The following is an 18279-nucleotide window of genomic DNA, read 5'->3' as shown; positions in this document are numbered from 1 at the left end:
GTCGTCAGGTATTCCCGGTCATGTAAGTCGTCACGACGCCGATGATGACACCCAGGATGGTGATGCCCGAGCCGACGATGAGTCCGACCAGCGACCGGCCGGCATCCTCGCGGGCGTTGTCGTCCTGCGAACTCTTGTACAGCTTCACGCCCGAGATCCCGGCGAGCGCGATGCCCACCACCGCGAACAGGATCGTGAACACGATGCCGGCGTTGTTGCCGCCCTGCGCGATGCTCGACGCGTTGAGCTGAGACGATTGCGCCTTCTGCCGCGCCGTCTTGAGAATATCCAGCGGCGCCGAAGGATCGCCGGTGGTGCCCTGACCCAAAGCCGACATCGCGCTCATGGTCAGAATAGTGGCGCTCGCGAGCACCCGGTACTGGATATCCTTGTAACGCACTGGAGCCTCCATCGTCATGCAGCGGTTCTGGATCGATCGATCGGAGGCCGAGCTTCGCTCATGAGTTCCCCCAGCACTTGATCGACGATCGTCTTGGCGATCCGGTCCTCACCGAACCGTGCCAGCGCGGCCACCCGGCCCCAGGTCTCGATGGCGGTGCCATCGGGAAAGCGGGCCGCCAGGATGCGCAGCGCCTCGTTGACCGCCATCCGGCGGTACAGCTCGTCACGCACCAGGCGGTCCTCGGCCTTGGTGGTCAGGGCCCACAGCATCCGTGGCCCGAGCGCATTGGTCAGGATGGTCCAGCGCTCCTCCTCGCGGAGCTTGAACCGGGCGAGCAGGTTGGCGCCCCGCCGGCCCTGCGGGCCGTGCACCTGGCGCTCGAGCGCGGCCTTCACCGCCCCGTCGAAGCCGAAGGTCTTGCGCGCCTGCTCGCGGATCTCGTTCGAGTCGGCGTTCAGCACCAGCACTGTCGAGGCCATGTCGGCCAGCGTGTCGAAATCGGCCAGGAACTGGCTGACCAGGATCAGCTCCAGGCCCCACTTGCGGCCCTCGCGCGCGTCGCTCTTCACCTGCCGGGCGATCGTCTCGACGCCGCCGGTCAGGTGATACTCGTCCATGCACAGGCGCTTCGGGGTCTCCGCCACCTCGTGGTAGCGTGCCTCCCAGTACCGGACGTATTCGGCCCGAAGGTCTGCGTCCGACGGGAAGTCCATCTTTGGGATCTCCTCGGAGAACCCGGAGATCTTCGACAGGTAGACGTGCCGCGCGATCATGAACATCAGTGCGTTGTTCCGCTCGGCCTCCGGCGACTTGTGGCGCTGGGCCACGTCCTGCAGGTCGATCGACACCACCCGCGCCTCGCCGAGGTCGAGTTGGGTCCGACGGGCGAAGATCGGGAACTTCTCGATCGCCGCCTCGAGCGCGCGCTGGACCGCGCGCACCAGTTCGGGCGTGAAATCCGCCGCCATGATCGGCTCGCCGAGCACCCGGGCGAGATCCTCCAGCACCGGCATGGCGTGGCGCTGCGCGCGCTGCGCGGCGGTGTAGAGCCGGCGCTCCACCAGCGCGTCGACGATGCGCCACCAGCGCGTCCGGCCGCTCACCTCGATCCGGTGCTGCGCGATGACCCGGTCCAGTTCCGGATCGACGTTCGGCTGGTAGATCGAGGGTGAGGAGGAGAACTCCAGGTCGCTCTTGAGCTGGTAGAGCCGCGAGATCAGGCGCGGGATCAGGAGCGCGACTTCCGGAGACGCCACGTTGAGGAGCGTCGTCAGGAAGTTCTCGATGAATGTCCTCTCTCTTTCGAGAGGCATCCGGCGACCGAGCCCGAGATCGAACGGGTTGACGGCGTAGTCGGCCGTGTTGAGCAGGCGCACGTAGTACGCCTCGTGCCGCCGCTCGGGAGGCAAGGCGTTCCTCACAAGCTCGATGAAGCCCGACGAGCTGACGCCAACGTCGATGACGGCCAGGAACGGCAGGGCTGCACCGGCGCTGAAGGCGGTGAACTCGACGTTGAGCCGGTTCATCAGCACCGACTTGCCCGAGCCGGGCGTGGCGTAGATGAGCGTCAGCCAGAACAATTGCTCGGCCGACAGCGCCTCGTAGGCCATGGGCTTGCCGTCGGGCGTCAGCAGCAGGGTCTGGCCCTGCCGGAATACCCCCGCCGTTCGGTGGAACGGCAGCATGGCGGCAAGATCACCCAGCGGCGCGATCGAGCCCGGCGGAACCTCGGCCTGGACCGTCATGCCGGGCACGGTCTCGCACAGGGCGCGCAGCGGATTGTGGGGCGCATCGGACATCACCGCCTCGCCCCAGGTCATCATCCCGCTCATCAGGTAGGAGCGGCGGCGCTCCAGCAGCCCCGGATCCTCGCCCGGCTCGGTCCAGGTCGTGGCGATCACGCGGCCCTTGACGATCGCCTCGCCGTCCTTGTCGATCACGTCCTCCAGCTCGCGCAGGGCCCGGAACAGGTTCTTGTTGGTCGGGCTCGCGAAGGCGAGCAGGCCGGCCAGCACCTTCTTGAGCCGGAAGCCGATGTCGGCATCCCGCAGCGCCTCGATGTGGAAGCAGACCCGGAACGGCATGTCGGCCGTCTTCGACGCGCTCTCCAGCAGCGTCTCGAGCAGCCGGTTGAACGGCAGGACGCTCGCGGGGAACATCCGCATCACGGCGAGGGCGTAGCGGCGCCCGCCCATGTCGAGGGCGCGCATGGTGTTGGCGGCCTCGGCGTTCGACGTCATGATCTGACGGGCGACCGTCGGCGTGAAGAACTCGCTGACGTCGTCGTCGTGGCGCTCCTTGGCGCCGGGATAGCGCCGCGTGCCCGGCCCGTAGGGTGACCAACCGTCGGGGGTCTCGTGGTAGAGCACTGCGGCGCGGATTTGCTCCAGGTCGCGCCGGCGCCCCTGGTCGTCGGGCGAGAGGATGCGGCCCTGCAGGCGCGCCTCGCCGAGCGCCTCCATGATCCGCCGCACGAAGGCACCATGCGGGCCCGCGATCGAGCCGAGATGCAGGTAAGGGTTCTGGGCGTCCCGTGCCGGGGGCAGCGCCTGCCAGGCCCGGCGGTTCTCGCGCTGCTCCTTGCGGACCTCGTCGGGCGTCCCGGCCGTCGGCCGGGTCCAGGCGGCGAGCAGGATCGTCTCGGCCCGCGCCCGTCCCTCCAGCACGGCGCGGCCCTCCTCGATCAAGGCCTCGACCGACAGCGCCTTCTGGCGAGCACGCCGACCCTGCTGCGCGACGAACGGATCGAGGAACCGGGCGGTGTTGAGCGAGGACTCGTAGGAGACGGTGATCTGGTGGCCGGGCCGCTTGAGGATCTGCGCGATCCCGCCGGCGAAGCGCTCGACCACGTTGATGAGGTAGTCCTCGCCCGAGATGATCGAGCGGGTGCCGTCGACCTCAATCAGGGTGAGTTGCGAGCCGTCATGGGCGTAGACGACGGCTTCCTCGCGCTCCGGATCGAAACCGGCGAGATCGCAGAACTTGTCGGCCGTCCTCATGGCGCCCCCCGCAGGATGAGGGCGAACTGGTAGACTGGCACGCTCAGCGCGAAGAGCCAGGCCCCGAGTACACCCGGGATGGTCGCCCGCAGCAGCGGGGCCGGCCGGACGTGCAGCGCGCAGAAGATCTGGACGCCGGCGAAGGCCATCGCCCCGCACGCGACCACCATGCAGGCGGCGTAGTAGACGTGGACGAGCAGCATGCACGTGATGGCACCGCTCGCGCCCATGAGCAGGCTCTCGTAGAACAGGCCCGTCGTGAACAGGCACGCACCGGCCACGAGGCCGGACAGACTCAGCGTCGCGGCCAGGTTCCTGTCGGAGGTGACCCGGAGCGCCCAGGCGGGGGCCGCCAGCGCGACGTAGCAGCCGGCGGCGAGCGTGATCGCCACGGCGCCCTGGCTCGCGAGCGGGTGCTCGGCGAGGCAGCGGGCCGTGTTGGCGGTCAGGTTGTCGATGAAGACCCAACTCCCGTCGTTCATCGCGGCGACTAGTCGGCGAAGTAGTAGGAGAACTGGGCGATCAGGATCGTGCCGCAGGTCATCGCGCTGCCGATGATCGCGGCGACGATCCAGTTCCCCGCCGTGCCGTCGCCGGATGCATTGGCCTGATAGACCCGCACCATGGCGTAGCCGGCCAGGAAGATGCCCATCACGGCCGCCAGCACGACGAGCAGCCAGGCCAGGACCGGCATGGTGTCGATCAGCCCGCGTAGGACGTCGGCGATCCCCTTCGAGCCGGTCATGGCCGCCTCGCGTCGCTGATGGGCAGAGCCTCGCTCCGGGAGCCGGGACCATGGGCCAGCGAGCACAGGACGCGGGCGATCCGCTGACGGCCACCCATCACGGCCGCCTCACGTATGAGACGGGCAGGGTCTCGAGCCGGTAGCCCGGACCGAAGGCCGGGTCGGGCCCGAACCCGGTGCCGGCGCCGGCCGCCACCCGGGCGGCATCGAGCGGCACCACGACCGGCTGCAGGAAGACGATGCCGATGGGGAAGTTCACCGGGCTGCTCAGCGTCGGAGGCCGGCTGAACGAGCGCGCCGCCGCGGAGGTCATCGCCTGCCCGACCGGCAGGGCCGCGCCCATGCCGGCGGTGATCCAGTCGATGTTGCGGCCCGACTGCACCGCGAAGCCGTTGCCGAGCACGGTCTGGGTGTTGAGCTGGGTGAGTTGCTGGCCGACCTGGCCGACGCCCTGAAGCAGCCCGGCGACGACGAGGCCGCCGTAGCGCTCGAGCACGTGGTTGTCGACGTCCTCGGCGACGCCGGTGCGGGCTTGGTCGACCGTGATGGCGATCGCCTGCATCGGCCCCTGGCGGCCGTCCTGCAGGATCATGGTGGTGAAGCGGATCGAGGCTTGCGTCTGCGAGTAGGCGATCTGGCCCATCAGCCGGATGCCGTTGAGCGGGCCGGGCTGCTGGCGCTCGTCGAGATCGACGATGGTGGCGAAGATCGGGGCTCCGGGGTCGTCGCTGTCGAAGCCGCGGTCGAGCACCGCGTAGGCGACGTCGCCGGCCCGCGCCACGGTGGCGTGCCGGATGCCGGGCCCGAACGGTCCGGTCACGACCGCCGCCGCGGCGGCCCGCGGCTCGGGGGGCTTGGGCCGCTCGCCCTTGGCGAAGGACCGCACGACAAAGCCGCCCGGGCTCGGCTTCAGCAGCGCCTTGATCTGCTCGTTGATCGCCGCGACCTGCTCGGGGTCGGCCATGGGCTGGACCGGCAGGTCCTTGTAGACGACCTGCACCACGTCGCGGTCGCGGTAGACGATCCGCTCCTGGACCACGGGCTCGACAGGCCTCAGTGCCGGTGGCGGGTTCGCGTCCGGCATCTCGCCGAGTTGCGCCCCCCGGCTCTCCGCGATCACGGTCGGGGCCACGTACGGCTTGCCGGTGCCGGCCCTCTCGTCCGCGGCCTGCCGGTTCACCCCGGCGCGCCGGTCGGCCTCGGCCTTGCCCACCGGCTGCATCATGTTGTTGGCCGGGTTCGGCGTGGTCCCCCGGATCTCGGAGGCGCCGCCGGCACCCCGGTCGATCCCCGGCGCGTCGGACAGGATGAAGGCGGCCGAGCCGAGCGCCGCCACCAGGACGACGCCACCGAGCGCGGCCGACGTTTTCATGTCGATCATCGCCACCCCCTAGAACTCGATGCTGATGGCGGTCTCGGCGCCGTCGCCTTGCTCGGCGACGAGGCGCGAGGCCGGGCGCAGGAACTCGTAGACGCGGAATCCCGCCGCGGCGTCGGCCGAGGCGATCGGCTGCGGGCTCACCAGCGTGCCCTGGACGCGCACGTACATCCGCTCGCGGTAGAGCCAGGCCTGCGCGCCGTTGGCGACCAGCGCCTGCGCCCCGGCCGGAGGCGTGCCGGCGCCGAACAGATGCAGCAGCGCCGTCGTGTCGGGCGCGCCCGCGCCCCGGCCCGGGCCCGCGAGCGGCCCGCCGCCCTTGCGCGCCGGGCCGGGGCTCGCCGTGGCTACCTTGACCGGCACGAGCGGCGAGGTGCCGGCCACCCGCACGGTGACCGGGATGTCCACCGTCTCGCTCGACCCGGACACGATCATCAGGGGGATCGGGTAGGGGACGTTCTCCAGCCGGATCAGGATGTTGCCCCAGGTGTCGAACCGGCACGGCATCAGGTTGATCGAGGTCGGCCGGTCCGATCCGGCCGCCGCCGCGACCTGGCTCGCACCCATCGCGGCATCTGTCCCGCAGCCGACGCCATCCTGTGCGAACAGGCGCGGATCGTAGGCGACCGAGGCGATCGGCCAGGGCGCGCCCTTGGCGTCGACGAAGGTGATCGGGCTCAAGACCCCGTAGGCGAGATGCAGCGTCTCCGGCGCCGCCCGGCCGATCTCCTGCGTCACGCTCAGCAGCCGGGGCTCGGGCCGGGGCATGCGCCCGTCGCGGCCCGGGAAGGTGCCGGCCCCTTGCGCCTCCTGCACCGCACGGCGGATCTCCGAGATCTCGCCGGGCTTGAGGATCACGCCTTTCGTGCCGCCGAGCATGCGCTGGCGCAACTCCTCGAGCTCGACCGGCGTCAGTGGACGAGGGACAGGCGGAGGCGCCGACGTTCCCGCCGTACCCACGGGTGGTGTGCCGCCCATGGATGGAGGGCTGGCCGGCGGAACACCCGTCGGGGGCACGCCGGGCGGGCGCCGGACCGCGGCTCCGCCGGCCGACTCGGCGGGCTGCCCCGCTTCATGGGCGCGGGCGGCGGGCGCCGCCCACACGGCCGCCGCGACCAGGCAGCCCGAGGCCCACACGCGCTTCATGGGCTTCATGGCGCCACCTGACCGGTCAGTTGCTGCGTCGAGATCACCGAGTCGATCGCGATGCCGTTCGGGTTGATCGGCGAAGGGTCGATCCGCACGATCGTCATCTCGAGCACGCGCCGCTCGACCTTGGTCTCGACGTTCGTCCTGTAGAAGATCTGCAGGGGCACTTCGACCCGCCAGTAGTATCGGCCGGATGCCTTGCCCTCCTCGGCAATGTTGGCCGGATCCGTCGTCACCGCCGACACGGTCTGGTAGCCGAGGACGACCTTCTGGATGATCCCGCTCTCTTGCAGGGCGGCGCGGTAACGGTCGCGACCCTTCGGGGTAAACGACTGCGACAGCGCGTTGTTGATGAGCGCGCGCCAGTTCGCGTAGTCGTAGCTGTTCAACTCGACGGCCGAGGAGACCGCGAATTCCTTCAGCCGGGCCTGGCTGATGTTGGGCTCGGAGAGCGGGATCGCCTCGCAGACTGCCTGCGCGTCCGACGTCCAGATGAACTGCTTGATCGGGTAGCGGTAGAACGCGTTGTAGAACAGCAGCAGATTGACGACGAGCGACAGGCACAGGAACATCGCCAGCAGCAGGATCCAGTACCACTGGTTCCGCAGCATCATCAGGCCGGCATCGACCTCGCGCGATATGCGCTCGGCCGACTTCATGGCTCGGCCTTCCCAGGTTGCTCCAGCGGCAGGGGCCGTGGGGCGGCCACGGTCCTCACCTCGCAGCCGAACACGCCGCCGTCCGCCACGTAGGGGATCACGTCGGCCCGCTTGAGGCACAGCCAGGTCAGCCACATCATGGCCATGAGCGAGGCGAACACGGCGCCCGCGAGGAACGACGCCATCCGCGTGTGGCCGACGAGCCGGTCGGCCAGCGCCGAGGGTGACAGGCATCCTTGGGCCGAGGGCAGGCTGAACGCTCCGATGGACGCACGACGGGCCATCGTCAGCTTCCGGTCAGGACCGAGCGCAGCTTGGCGTCGTCGCCCGGCTCGTAGCCGACCATGATCGCGAGCCGCCCGTCCGGGCGCGGCACGAACATGGTGGGAACTCCGGGGCGCAACTGCGGGGCGGCGGCGAAGATCGAGGCGAAGGCCTCCCGGTTCTCGGCGAGCTTGGCCGCGGTCTCCGGACCGACCGGAGCGGCCGGGGTGAGCTTCGCGTCGAAGGCGCCCTTGAGGGCTGCGACCCGGTCCGGGCTCGCGAGGATTGCCGCCGCCATGCGGTTGCCGGCCTCCGGCTCGCCCAGGACCACGACCGGCACCCAGCGCACCGCGATCCGGCCGTGCAGGGCAGTGAACGCCGCGTGGCAATAGGGGCAGCGCGGATCGAAGAAGATCGTCGCGACCTGGCCCTCCGGCGTCCCGGCCGGGATGTCGGAGACGGCTTCGAGCTTGCTCAAGGTGTCCGTCACCTGCCGGGCGACCTTCGCGTCCTCGATCGTGGCGTAGGGCAGGTTCGCGGCCGGTGATGTCGCGATGGATTGCGGCGCAACCTGAGGGGTGCCGGGGACCAGTCCGGGCGCCGCCGGGGTGGTTGGAACGGTCCCCGCGCCTGCCGCGGGGACAGTGGATGGAAGCGCTGCCACGGACTGATTAGGTGCACCCGCAACGATCTGAACCGAGATCGGAACCCAGTTGTGATCTGTGGCAAGATAGGCACAGGCAACGAATGATCCGGCCCAAGCCAAGTGTTTAACTGCGTTCTCCATGCTGAGTTTGCCTCGTGGAAGTCGCCGAATTCCTGCACGAGGTGCTTATTGCGAACTCGCGCCCGACGTGTCAAGGAACGGAAAGCATACGAAGAGTCGATCGGGCTAAATCCGGAGTCGTCATGGTGTCAGAAACGCAGTCGCCCACAATGTACATTTTGAATTCAAAAATGATGCATGGCAATATGCTTCATGCTGCGAGATATATTTCCCGCAAGAGTTCCTAGTCACCGCCATGCAGTGCGAACGACAGCTCGGACCACGGAGTGTGGAAACCGGCCCGCAACATTGGGTTCGGTCCGGATTGCGAAACACAACCTTGGCGATTTTACTTAGCGTTGGTTTCGTTTGTGCGCTGCAACACGCTGCTGCCGACCCGGCGCTTCCCGAGGGACAGAAGAAGAGCAGATCAAGATTTGAGTATCATGATGGAAGTGCTGAAGAAAAGCGACTCTATCGAAGGCCGGATCTCGATATCGACCCGACAAATCTGAAACTGGAGGAGCTGAGAGAGCGCATTAACACGCTGGAAGAGAGATTGGAGCGACTGGAATACCAGTCGAATAATCCTAGAAAGGTGCGGTGATGGCTATTCCAGACCTCGGCAGCCTGCTGGTGTCGCTGAGCGAGGTGTTCCCGCTCTTCGTTAACCTGCTCTTTCTAGGCATCGCCCTGCTTGGCATCTGGTATGGCGCATCCGGACTATATGTTCTCTACAATGTGGCTGCGGGAGAATATAAATTCTCCAACCGGCCCGGGACGCTCGATGCCGCCTTCGGTCGGCTCGCGCTGGCGAGCGCCATGATCGTCGCCCCCGTCCTGCTGTGGAAGTTCGCCAACTCGTTCGTCCTGGGCGGCGACGTCACCTTCAGCATGTTCAATTACGGCGGCTCGCCGCGCGGCTCGACCTGCGAGCAGATCCGGCTCGCCATCACCTACTTCTTCATGTGCCTCGGCGCGCTCGCCTGGCTCGTGGCCGGGACCAAACTCTACCACGCCACGAACGGCCAGCACGGCGGTTCGGGCTCTGCCTTCCTCTACCTCGTCGGCGGCACGCTGGCGTTCTTCATCAACGACGTGGCGCAGCTCGTCGGCAACACGATCAGGATGGACGTGTCGCTCGCGAACGTCTGCACGATGATCGGGGGCTGACGATGCGGTCCCCTGCCCTGCTAACGCCCGCGCCGGACCAGGCCGTCGAACTCCGCGGCCAGGAAGGCGCCGAGCGGTGCCCGCGCCTCGAACATCCGGCTCTCCTCGAACTGCCAAGCCCGGTAGCGCGACACCATCGCGGTGGCGCAGACCACGACGCACAGGAGCAAGGCGCCCAGAAGCGTGAGCCAGGAATGCGCGTAGATGGCCCACGCGGCGGCCAGCACGCCGACGATCTCAGCCGCCACGAACAGCGTGACGGCCTGCCGGCGCTCGTGGGCGGCCAGCGCGCGCAGGTCGGCGCCCTCCAGGGCGAAGGTGCGGCCGAACTCGGCCAGTGCGTACTCCGCGCCGCAGGCGGGATCGTCGCACCTGCGCCGGTCGAACGCGTCGGGAACACCCATCAGCCGCCCGCGGCGGCAGGCCGGGCAGATGGTCCGGGTGCCGCCCAGGACCGTGCCGGTCATGCCCGCGAATGCGCGGTGCTCCGGCCCGACCCGGCGCGCGAGCCGATCTCTCAGATACGACCTGATCCCCATGGCTCCCGCTCGTCGAAGACGTTTCTACGTTCCGTCTTGTGGAACAGTACGGGGCGCGACGGCAAGACAAATATAAACAAAATCATCAGGGGCATCTGCATGGATTGTTGCCGCATCACATCCTTTGTTCGACTGGCCATCGTGCTTCTCGGCATGTCCGTTCTGCTTCCGGCCTGCGTCAGCACCGGCAGCAGCACCTCGGGCCACGTCGACGCCAAGCTGCGCGAGCACGGGATCTGAGCCATGCGCCTTAAGGAATGGATCCTCACCGGCGCCCTGTGCCTCGCCGGGCACCCGGCCGCGGCCCAACTCGCCAACACCTATTGCGCCCAGAACCCGGCGGCCTGCGCCCCCGTCGCGACCGGTTATGGCCAGGGTTACGGCGGAGCCTATGGCGGCTACGCGGCCCCCGGCGGCTATGGTTACGGCGCTCCGGGTTACGGGGCCGGCTACGCCGCTCCCGGCTATGGCGGGTACGGAGGCTATGGCGGGTCCGGCTACGGCGGGTATCCACCGCCGGGCTACTACGGCCCCGGCGGCATCGCTCAGGCCAACGCCCTCGCCCAGATCGCCAACGGCCCGCGCCCCCTGCCCGGCCAGGATGGCCCCCAGCCCTTCCCGCCCAACCTCGGCGACACTGCGCCGGCACCCGCGCCGCCGCACCCGGCCAACCCCGACTTCAGCCGCTACTCGGCCGGCGTATTCGGCGACGCCAACCGCCCGACCAAGGTGGTCCAGCGCACGGCACGCTCGGCCGGCATCCAGGACGGCTACCGCGAGGAGTCGAGGCGCATCGCCGCCTACCTCGACACGCCCGAGATCAGCGCCCGGCTCGACCAGCGCTATCCGTTCGCGGCGGTGATGGTCGGCCCCGACATCGTGGCCCCGGTGGTGTCCGAGTTGCGCGAGGTGCGCCAGACCCCGACCCGCACTCTCCTCGTCACCACCCTCGGCTCGTTCGAGATCCTGCGCGACGCGCGGGTCACGGTGCAGCCGCCGAACTGGCGCGACTACCTCACGGTTGCCCCGCCCCCGGAGGCCAGGACCACCTGGACCCCGCCCAAGGGCGATGTGGAGCAGGCCAACTGGGACGTCGGCTACAAGGGCGGCCTGGAAGTCGGCGTGGCCCAGGCGAGGGCTGCCTTTGACGACGGCCTGGCGCGTCTCGACCGCGATTTCTCCGGCATGCGCCGCTACCAGGATCTCGCCGCGCAAGGGGCGGTCAGCCTGCCGATCGTGAAGGTGCGCGCCACCGCCCTCAAAGTCGGCCGGGACGGTCGCTCGGCCGCGGTCGAGCAGCGCCTGCTCAAGATCGTCGTCTCGCCGAAATTCCTGAAGACCGCCTCGGCGGCCGCCCTGGTCGCGGAGTGAGCCATGCTCTGGACCGGCGCCACCCGCTACCCCGAGGAGGACATCGTCGTGCACGGTCGCGACGAGGTCTCCCGCCTCCTCGTCCACGCCGTCGCGATCGACGCCTCGGACGTGATCTTCCAGTCCGGTCGGCCGGTGCTGGCCTCCGTCCACGGCCACCTCTACGCCCTCACCCGGGTCTGGCTGCAGCCCTCCACGCTGGCGCGCATCGCCACCGAACTGACCGCGACCGACTCGATCATGTCGAAGCTGTACTCGGGTCAGGACTTCGACCGCGCCATCACGATCGAGGACCGGGCCGGGGCCGGGGCCGGTCGCGAGGCCGAGCCGGTCCGGCACCGGTTCCGCATCAACGTCACCGCCGGCTACTACGAGGGCGACGTCGGCGTGCAGATCGTCAACCGGTACATCCCGGCCGATCCGCCGACCGTCACGACGGTCGGCGTCGAGCCCGAGATCGTCGCGGAGTCGACGCCGGCCCAGGGCGCCGTAATCATCGCCGGCGAGACCGGCTCGGGCAAGACGACGACGCTCGCCGCCCTGATGCGCCGCGTGCTCGAGGAGCCGACCCCGATCCACGGCAACGTGCTGAGCTACGAGGCGCCGATCGAGTTCGTGTTCGAGGCCGTGCCGTCGGCGAGTTGCACCGTCATGCAGCACGAGATCGGCCTGCATCTTCCGAGCTTCGCGGCCGGCGTGCGCAACTCCCTGCGCCGCAAGCCCGCCCTCATCATGGTGGGCGAGTTGCGCGACATGGACACGATCCTGGCCAGCGTCGAGGCGGCCCAGACCGGCCACCCGATCTACACCACCACCCACGCCAACGACGTCGCCCACATTCTGCGCCGCCTCACCCTGAAGTTCCCATCGGACCTGCAGGTCCAGGCCTTCCACGACTTGCTGGCGAGCACCCACCTCCTCGTCTCGCAACTCCTGGTCCCGCGCGTCGGGGGCGGCCGGGTCTGCCTGCGCGAATGGCAGGTCCTCACCGACCGGGTCCGCCGCGAGGTGGCGCGCGCCGGCATGGCGGAGGCCGTCGACACCCTGCGGGCGATCATCGGGCGGGGCGAGGACGGCCGCTCGATGAAGGTCACCGTCATGGCCGCCCTGGAACAGGGCGCGATCGACGTGAAGACCGCCCGCCGCGTCCTCGACCGCTACGGATACCGCGATGCCCGTCTCGCGGCGTAGCCTGCTCTCCGGCCTCGCTGCCGTCGCCGCCCTGCCCGCCTGCGGGCTCGACCGGGCTTACGCCGCGGCGCTCGTCGGCACGGCCGCGCTCCCGCCGCCCGTGCGGCTGTGGCTACGGCGGGAGGGCACCGGCGAGGAGGTGAGCGCGATCGTCCGGACGCCGGACGGCGACTACGCGCGCGACCTCCTGCTGCTGTCCTGGCTCCTGCGCGATGTCGGGGACGCCAGCTCGGCGGTGTGGATCGACCCGCGCCTGTTCGACCTCCTCGCCTCGGTGCAGGGCGCGATGAGCGCGGTCCATGGCGCCGTCGTGCCGCTGATCGTGACCTCCGGCTACCGCACGACCCGGCACAACACCGGCCTCGAGGGCGCTGCCCGGGACTCGCTCCACCTCGCCGGCCGGGCCGCCGACCTGAAGGCGGCCGGCTACGCCCCGGACGCCGTGGCGGTCGCCGGCGCGCTGTGCGGCCGCGGCGGGGTCGGGATCTACCCGTCGTTCTGCCACCTCGACATCGGGAAGGCCCGCGTCTGGGCAGGCGGGCGCAAGGCACCGCCCGCCGGGCAGCCGACGCCCGGCACGCCGATCACGAAGCCGAAGGAGCCCGCATGAGCGACGGACACCTCCCGTGGCGATGGTCCGCCGTGCCGCTGCGGTTCTTCGGCCTCCACGGCAGCATCGCGGCCTTCTTTCCCCTGCTGATCGTCACGGGACTCAGTCGATACACCTTCCTGGCGTTGCTACTGTATGCGGCGTTCCTGGCCTACTGCAATCATCGCAAGATGGGGCCGATGCGGTTCCTCAAATACATCTGGGCAAAATTCATTGAGGGTGGCAAATGGCCTGCGTTCTAGAACCGACTCCGTTCCGGATCCGGGTGCGGACCTGCTTGCGCCTCGCCGTCCTCTTCGGCGGGCTCGCGCTCGCCGGCGCCGCCCCGGCTCAGGCCCAGACGAGTGGAAACAACTGCTTGGTGCGCCAGGCGGCCGACGCCGCTGTGCAGCGCCAGATCGCCTTGATCGACGCGGCCAAGGTTAACCCGTCGAGCTTCTTCAACGGCCCGAACTCCTGCATCGCCGGCGATCTCCTGAAGCGGTTCGACCTCTCGAACCTGATCCCGGATCTCAGCGGCTTTCTCACGGGCGCGGCGCAGAACCTGATCTCGTCCGTGCTCGACGCGGCCAAGCGGCAGGTCTGCCAGATCCTCGACGATCAACTCCGGGACACGATCCGCAGCATCAACCAGCAGATGGGGAGCTTGCAGAACTCGATCTCGGGCGACCTGTTCCGGCAACTCAACGGCTCGATCTCGCCGATCACCCTGCCGAGCATCACCGGGCTCGGCTCCTACAACCACGTCCAGAACACGGCCTTCGGCTCGGCGCTCAACCTGACCCAGGCCCCGCAAACCCCCGCGCCCGTCGTCGTCCAGCCGGAGGTGGCTCCGTCGGCCACGCCCGGGCTCACGAAACCCGTGCCGTCCAGCGGCAACTTCGGGGAGATGTTCCAATGACCCGCCGTGCGGTCCTGCTCTCTGCGAGCCTGTTCCTAGCCACCCTCGGTTCGGCGCAGGCCGAGAAGCTCATTCTGCCTGTCGGCGACTGGGCATACTCACCTGTTTCTCCGACGGGCTGCAAGAGGCCGTCGCTCACAATCAAGAAAGATCGGCTGATCCAACGCATCGACCAGGAGGGTATTCGCGGCGAAGCCCGATGCAACATCCTCAAGCTAAAACGAGGGGGCAAGGGTGTAATTTTTATCGACACCAAATGTGACTGGGACTCTCACGTTCCACAGGGAATGCGTGAGAGTCCAGATAACGAAAATGATGATTCATTTTCCCTCAAGATCATTAGCCCAACGAAGATACTATTCAACAACAGCGATCACGAGCTTTGCGCGCGCAAGTCGGAGGGTGACCGATGATCCGTGCTGCCGCACCAGTTTTCGCGTTGATCGCGCTTGGCCTCTCGCAGGGCACGGCATGGGCCGGCACCTGCCTCACGGCCGACATCATGAAGCCGTCGGGTCAGCGGGTTTCTTCGCCCTATGGTGTCAATAGATCCGGCCGGCCAGGTGCCTCGGCCGGTTATCACCAGGGTATGGACATCGTAAACAGTGAAGGTGCGGGAACCCCGATTTATTCCGGATCGGCCGGAAGTGTCTTGTACCATCATTTCGGAGGCGGCGGCATCATCGCTGACGTTGTTTCTGGAGATACGCGGTTTCTCTATCTCCACATGAACACGACGACGCTGAAAGAAGGACAATCCGGTCAGGTGGCCGTCGGCGATCAGGTCGGCACGATGGGATGCAAGGGCATGAAGCAGTGTGCCCCCCATCTCCATCTTGGCACGCTCCTCAAGGGTAGCGCTATCTCGACAACCGGCACCAATGGCCGCGTCTGGAAGATGTATTCCGGCAAGAGCGCCAGCCCGATGACCGCCGACGCGATCAAGTCTGCGGTTCCTCAGGCTTGGTATTACGTCAACCCTGAGCCGTTCCTGCCGCGTCAACTCCCGATCTCCAACAAGTACCCGGACATGGCCGGCGGGCCACGCGACACGACTCTGCCGAAGACCTGTTCACCCGGCGCCAACGAGGGTGCCGCGAGCGAGACCGTGTCGCGCTCCGACACCCAGTCGCGACAGAAAGCGATCGCCAGCGCTGCCGAGAAGGCCAGCGGATCCGAGGACCATGCGGTCAAGGTCGCCAACCAGCCCAACCGCAGCCTCTACATCGAGCTCGCCCGCATCAACGCCACCGAGTTGACCGCCAACACCTTCGACTACGACGCGCAGATGGATGCCGCGCTCGCCCAACTCGTCGCCCTCTACGCTCTCGACGCGCGGCCCGTGGAAGGCAAACCGTGATGCGGCAGCGTCCCCTCCTCCTTCCGGTGAGCGCCGTCCTCGCCGCTGCCGTGGCGTCCCCGGTCCAGGCGCAGGGGCTCTTCCCGCAATGGGAGATCTCCTTGCAGCGCCTTCTCTCGGGCATGAAGGTGTCCGCGGCGCAGTCGAGCGCCACCGCGCTCCAGACCACCAACGGCCGCAAGGCGGCCGCGGAGGCCGCCGCCTCGACCCTGGTGAGCCAGGACAATGCCCTGCGCCTCGCCCGGGCCCAGCACCAGTACGGCTACGATACCGGCACCGGCTACGCCGCCTGCACGCTCGCTCTCGGTCTCTCGCAGGAGCGTGACAGCGCCGCTTCCGCGTCGAGGGTCCAGCAGGCCTTCCGAACGGCCGACCAGCGCTGGCTCACCAGCGGGGGCGACGCCGCCGCGCGCATGGGCGCCGCCCTTGAGCAGCGCCGGACCTTCTACTGCTCGCCCTCCGAGCAGGCCACGGACTGGTGCACCGGCGCCAAGCCCGGCGGCTACGGCGCGGGCGACTCCGACGCCGCGCCTTGGCTGTTCAACCGTGACTACAGCGCCGAGGAGGTGATGACCGCGGCCGACTACCTCGACATCGTCGCACCCCTGCCCACGGTGAAGCCCGACCCGACCACCGCGGAGGAGGATGCCGCCCTCGTCCAGGCCCGGCGCCAGGGCGCGATCATGAGCGGCGCGCGCGCCAGCCTCGTCGGCGTGATCGTCGGCGGCATGGGCGGAGACCGCCGCCAGGGCAGGACGCCATGACGCGACGCACCACCATCGCGCTGGCTGGGCTCAGCGCCGTCGTCGCGGCCGTCGGCGCCTCTACCCCGGTGCAAGCCCAGACCTGCTTCGGGGTCGAGTACCGCGTGAACGGCGCGACCACCGCCCTCACCACGGCGATCACCGGCGCGATCACCACCACCGAAGCCGCCCTGGTGGCGCAGGAGATCGCCGAGCGGGCGCGGCTCCTGTCCGCGGTCAAGGTCCTGACCGCCCAGTCTGCTGCCGGATCCGACCAGGTCTCGAACGGCTTCCGGGCGTCGAGCGAGGCGCTGGCTACCACCGTCGCCACCCAGGAGCAGCGCCAGGCCGTGGCGCTCGCCACCCATCGCTACGGCTCGGTCGGCTACGACCCGTGCGGGTCGAACACCAAGGCGCAAGGCCTGTATTCGGCGATGGTCGGGACCACGGCAGTCCGCCGGCAGATCGTCACGCCGGTCCGGGCGCAGCCCGGCCGCTACGCCGACCCGAAGGAGTGGGTCGCCGACGTCAAGACCGGTGACGCCCCGGACGGCGCCGCGCTCTACAGCGGCGACACCGCGGCCGCCTCGAAGTTCATCAACACGATCGTCGGTCCGCCCGACCCGCAGCCGCGGATCGGCGCCACGACGGCCACCACCGATCTCGCCAGGCTGGAGAAGACCGGCCGGGACACCTACCGCTCGATGACGGCGGTCGTGCTCGCCGACATCGCGGCCGATTACCGGGCCGACGGCCCGATCGCGCAGGCGCGCAACCTCTCGACCCACTGGCAGGGCAACGATGGTGGTGCGGCGTGGGCCGCCGGCGTCGCCGGCCAGCACGACCGCGGCATCATCCAGGACGCGGTGCGGATGGAGGCGGCCAACCTCGCCCTCCTCGCCCACCAGATCAAGCGCGGGATGCGCACCGAGGCCACCGCCGCGGCGCTGCTGCTCGCCATGGTCAACGCCCGCATCTCGAACAGCGTGCCCGTGCCCGGTCGCGGATCCACCCCAGCGAGCTTCCAGACGCCATGATGAAGCCGGTTCTCCTCGCCGCGGCCCTCGCCGCCGCTGCCGTCGCCCCCGCGTCAGCACAGAGCTGCTTCGTGGCCGATCCGATCTGGATCGCGGGCCACAACAGCGCCACCACCACCCTGAGCACCCGGGTGGCGACCATGGGCACCACCGTCGCCACGCAGCGCAGCCTCACCCTGGAGATGCTGCTCTCGGCGATGAAGGTGCAGACCGCCCAAGTCTCGACCAACGGCGCACGCGAGGTGAACCTCGTCAGCAACACCCAGCAGGCCGTCGCCTCGACCCTGTCCCAGGTCGCCCAGCGCCGGGCCCTGATCGACGCGCGCGAGCAGTATTCGATCGACACCGGCCAGGGCGTGAACGCCTGCGGCTCGATCGACCTGATGAACGCGACCAACCGGGCCATGGGCACCATCACCATGACCGGCCGGGAGACCTATCGCGGCCTCGACGTCGCCCCGGGCAAGACCACCCCGATCCCGCAGGCGACCCGCGACCGGCTGCAGGATCCGACCAAGACCGACGCGGCGGTGCTCCTCGATCCGGCCGCCAGCGACGACGACCGCAAGGCGGTGATCCAGGCCATGGCCGGCCTGCCGATGCCAAAGCCCACCGCCGCAATGCCGGGCGCCGAGGCCGACCTGATGATGCTCAAGGCGCGCCGGGTCGAGGCCCTGCGCTCGCCCGCCCTGGTGTCGCTCAGCGCCGTGCGGGCGATGTCCTCGGCCGCGGGGCACGAGGTCGGCAGTTCCGCCCCCTCCCCTCTCGCCCAACTCGACGCGCTGACCGGCCAGTACGGCGGCGGTCCGCAATACGAGGCGTGGTCGGCCGGCCTCGCCGGCCAGTCCGAGCACGGCCTGCTGATCGAGCTCACCCGCATGCGCTCGATGGCGCTGGCGCTGCGCCAGCAACTCATCGAGCAGCAGGCCCGTACCTCGGCCGTGTTCGGCACCATCCTGGCCGTGCAGGCCGGCGGCAGCCTGTAGACGTG

General features: G+C 69.0%; 23 protein-coding genes. 13 read left to right on the top strand and 10 right to left on the bottom strand.

What is annotated here, in order from left to right:
* Positions 1-4: 4 nt before the first annotated feature.
* The 9 genes from ACP56T_RS11395 to ACP56T_RS11355 form a co-directional block, all read right to left on the bottom strand.
* Complete coding sequence (locus ACP56T_RS11395) at positions 5-418, bottom strand: hypothetical protein (protein ID WP_430912225.1); 414 nt, start codon at positions 416-418, stop codon at positions 5-7.
* Positions 415-3402, bottom strand: a complete 2988-nt coding sequence (locus ACP56T_RS11390; protein WP_430912224.1) for a hypothetical protein — start codon at positions 3400-3402, stop codon at positions 415-417. The genes ACP56T_RS11395 and ACP56T_RS11390 overlap by 4 nt, the downstream gene beginning before the upstream one ends.
* Complete coding sequence (locus ACP56T_RS11385) at positions 3399-3884, bottom strand: hypothetical protein (protein WP_430912223.1); 486 nt, start codon at positions 3882-3884, stop codon at positions 3399-3401. Before ACP56T_RS11385 ends, ACP56T_RS11390 begins: the two co-directional genes overlap by 4 nt.
* 8 nt (positions 3885-3892) lie before the next feature.
* On the bottom strand, positions 3893-4147 hold the full coding sequence (locus ACP56T_RS11380; RefSeq protein ID WP_430912222.1) for a hypothetical protein: 255 nt from the start codon (positions 4145-4147) through the stop codon (positions 3893-3895).
* 97 nt (positions 4148-4244) lie between these two features.
* A complete protein-coding gene (locus ACP56T_RS11375) occupies positions 4245-5519 on the bottom strand; it encodes a DotG/IcmE/VirB10 family type IV secretion system protein (RefSeq protein ID WP_430912221.1) in 1275 nt (424 codons plus the stop codon).
* An 18-nt stretch (positions 5520-5537) separates the two neighbouring features.
* On the bottom strand, positions 5538-6404 hold the full coding sequence (locus ACP56T_RS11370; protein WP_430912220.1) for a DotH/IcmK family type IV secretion protein: 867 nt from the start codon (positions 6402-6404) through the stop codon (positions 5538-5540).
* 272 nt (positions 6405-6676) lie between these two features.
* Positions 6677-7333: a DotI/IcmL family type IV secretion protein gene (locus ACP56T_RS11365; RefSeq protein WP_430912219.1), complete on the bottom strand. Its 657-nt coding sequence runs from the start codon at positions 7331-7333 to the stop codon at positions 6677-6679.
* Positions 7330-7617 carry a hypothetical protein gene (locus tag ACP56T_RS11360; protein WP_430912218.1) on the bottom strand — a complete coding sequence of 96 codons (288 nt, stop codon included), beginning with the start codon at positions 7615-7617 and terminating at the stop codon, positions 7330-7332. The genes ACP56T_RS11365 and ACP56T_RS11360 overlap by 4 nt, the downstream gene beginning before the upstream one ends.
* 2 nt (positions 7618-7619) lie before the next feature.
* Positions 7620-8384 carry a thioredoxin domain-containing protein gene (locus tag ACP56T_RS11355; RefSeq protein ID WP_430912217.1) on the bottom strand — a complete coding sequence of 255 codons (765 nt, stop codon included), beginning with the start codon at positions 8382-8384 and terminating at the stop codon, positions 7620-7622.
* A 319-nt stretch (positions 8385-8703) separates the two neighbouring features.
* Between ACP56T_RS11355 and ACP56T_RS11350 the strand changes: the two genes are divergently transcribed.
* Together ACP56T_RS11350 and ACP56T_RS11345 are read left to right on the top strand one after the other, a co-directional pair.
* A complete protein-coding gene (locus ACP56T_RS11350; protein ID WP_430912216.1) occupies positions 8704-8970 on the top strand; it encodes a hypothetical protein in 267 nt (88 codons plus the stop codon).
* Complete coding sequence (locus tag ACP56T_RS11345; protein WP_430912215.1) at positions 8970-9536, top strand: hypothetical protein; 567 nt, start codon at positions 8970-8972, stop codon at positions 9534-9536. The genes ACP56T_RS11350 and ACP56T_RS11345 overlap by 1 nt, the downstream gene beginning before the upstream one ends.
* A gap of 20 nt (positions 9537-9556) precedes the next feature.
* Here the strand turns inward: ACP56T_RS11345 and ACP56T_RS11340 are convergent, their stop codons facing one another.
* Positions 9557-10003 carry a hypothetical protein gene (locus ACP56T_RS11340; RefSeq protein WP_430912214.1) on the bottom strand — a complete coding sequence of 149 codons (447 nt, stop codon included), beginning with the start codon at positions 10001-10003 and terminating at the stop codon, positions 9557-9559.
* Positions 10004-10018: 15 nt separating this feature from the next.
* Here ACP56T_RS11340 and ACP56T_RS11335 point away from each other — a divergent pair, with 15 nt between their 5' ends.
* The 11 genes from ACP56T_RS11335 to ACP56T_RS11285 are packed head-to-tail and all read left to right on the top strand — an operon-like array spanning position 10019 to position 18274.
* The gene (locus tag ACP56T_RS11335) at positions 10019-10315 is read left to right on the top strand and encodes a hypothetical protein (protein WP_430912213.1); all 297 of its coding nucleotides are present in this window, start codon (positions 10019-10021) and stop codon (positions 10313-10315) included.
* 3 nt (positions 10316-10318) lie between these two features.
* On the top strand, positions 10319-11446 hold the full coding sequence (locus ACP56T_RS11330; RefSeq protein ID WP_430912212.1) for a type IV secretory system conjugative DNA transfer family protein: 1128 nt from the start codon (positions 10319-10321) through the stop codon (positions 11444-11446).
* Between the two features lie 3 nt (positions 11447-11449).
* Complete coding sequence (locus ACP56T_RS11325) at positions 11450-12637, top strand: type IV pilus twitching motility protein PilT (RefSeq protein ID WP_430912211.1); 1188 nt, start codon at positions 11450-11452, stop codon at positions 12635-12637.
* Positions 12618-13247, top strand: coding sequence for a YcbK family protein (locus tag ACP56T_RS11320; RefSeq protein WP_430912210.1), 630 nt, complete (start codon positions 12618-12620; stop codon positions 13245-13247). Before ACP56T_RS11325 ends, ACP56T_RS11320 begins: the two co-directional genes overlap by 20 nt.
* Positions 13244-13489, top strand: a complete 246-nt coding sequence (locus tag ACP56T_RS11315) for a hypothetical protein (protein WP_430912209.1) — start codon at positions 13244-13246, stop codon at positions 13487-13489. The genes ACP56T_RS11320 and ACP56T_RS11315 overlap by 4 nt, the downstream gene beginning before the upstream one ends.
* 35 nt (positions 13490-13524) lie before the next feature.
* Complete coding sequence (locus tag ACP56T_RS11310; RefSeq protein WP_430912208.1) at positions 13525-14148, top strand: hypothetical protein; 624 nt, start codon at positions 13525-13527, stop codon at positions 14146-14148.
* Entirely contained in the window at positions 14145-14561 is a 417-nt protein-coding gene (locus tag ACP56T_RS11305) for a hypothetical protein (protein WP_430912207.1), read from the top strand. The genes ACP56T_RS11310 and ACP56T_RS11305 overlap by 4 nt, the downstream gene beginning before the upstream one ends.
* The gene (locus tag ACP56T_RS11300; protein ID WP_430912206.1) at positions 14558-15508 is read left to right on the top strand and encodes a M23 family metallopeptidase; all 951 of its coding nucleotides are present in this window, start codon (positions 14558-14560) and stop codon (positions 15506-15508) included. Before ACP56T_RS11305 ends, ACP56T_RS11300 begins: the two co-directional genes overlap by 4 nt.
* Positions 15508-16272 carry a hypothetical protein gene (locus ACP56T_RS11295; protein ID WP_430912205.1) on the top strand — a complete coding sequence of 255 codons (765 nt, stop codon included), beginning with the start codon at positions 15508-15510 and terminating at the stop codon, positions 16270-16272. Before ACP56T_RS11300 ends, ACP56T_RS11295 begins: the two co-directional genes overlap by 1 nt.
* Positions 16269-17288, top strand: a complete 1020-nt coding sequence (locus ACP56T_RS11290; RefSeq protein ID WP_430912204.1) for a hypothetical protein — start codon at positions 16269-16271, stop codon at positions 17286-17288. The genes ACP56T_RS11295 and ACP56T_RS11290 overlap by 4 nt, the downstream gene beginning before the upstream one ends.
* Positions 17285-18274: a hypothetical protein gene (locus ACP56T_RS11285; RefSeq protein WP_430912203.1), complete on the top strand. Its 990-nt coding sequence runs from the start codon at positions 17285-17287 to the stop codon at positions 18272-18274. The genes ACP56T_RS11290 and ACP56T_RS11285 overlap by 4 nt, the downstream gene beginning before the upstream one ends.
* Positions 18275-18279: the final 5 nt, after the last annotated feature.

Origin of the sequence: Methylobacterium endophyticum (assembly GCF_050591105.1) — a bacterium.
In the GTDB taxonomy this organism is placed as follows: domain Bacteria; phylum Pseudomonadota; class Alphaproteobacteria; order Rhizobiales; family Beijerinckiaceae; genus Methylobacterium.
Note: the sequence above shows the minus strand (reverse complement) of the source record. Positions and strands in the feature narration are given on the sequence as shown.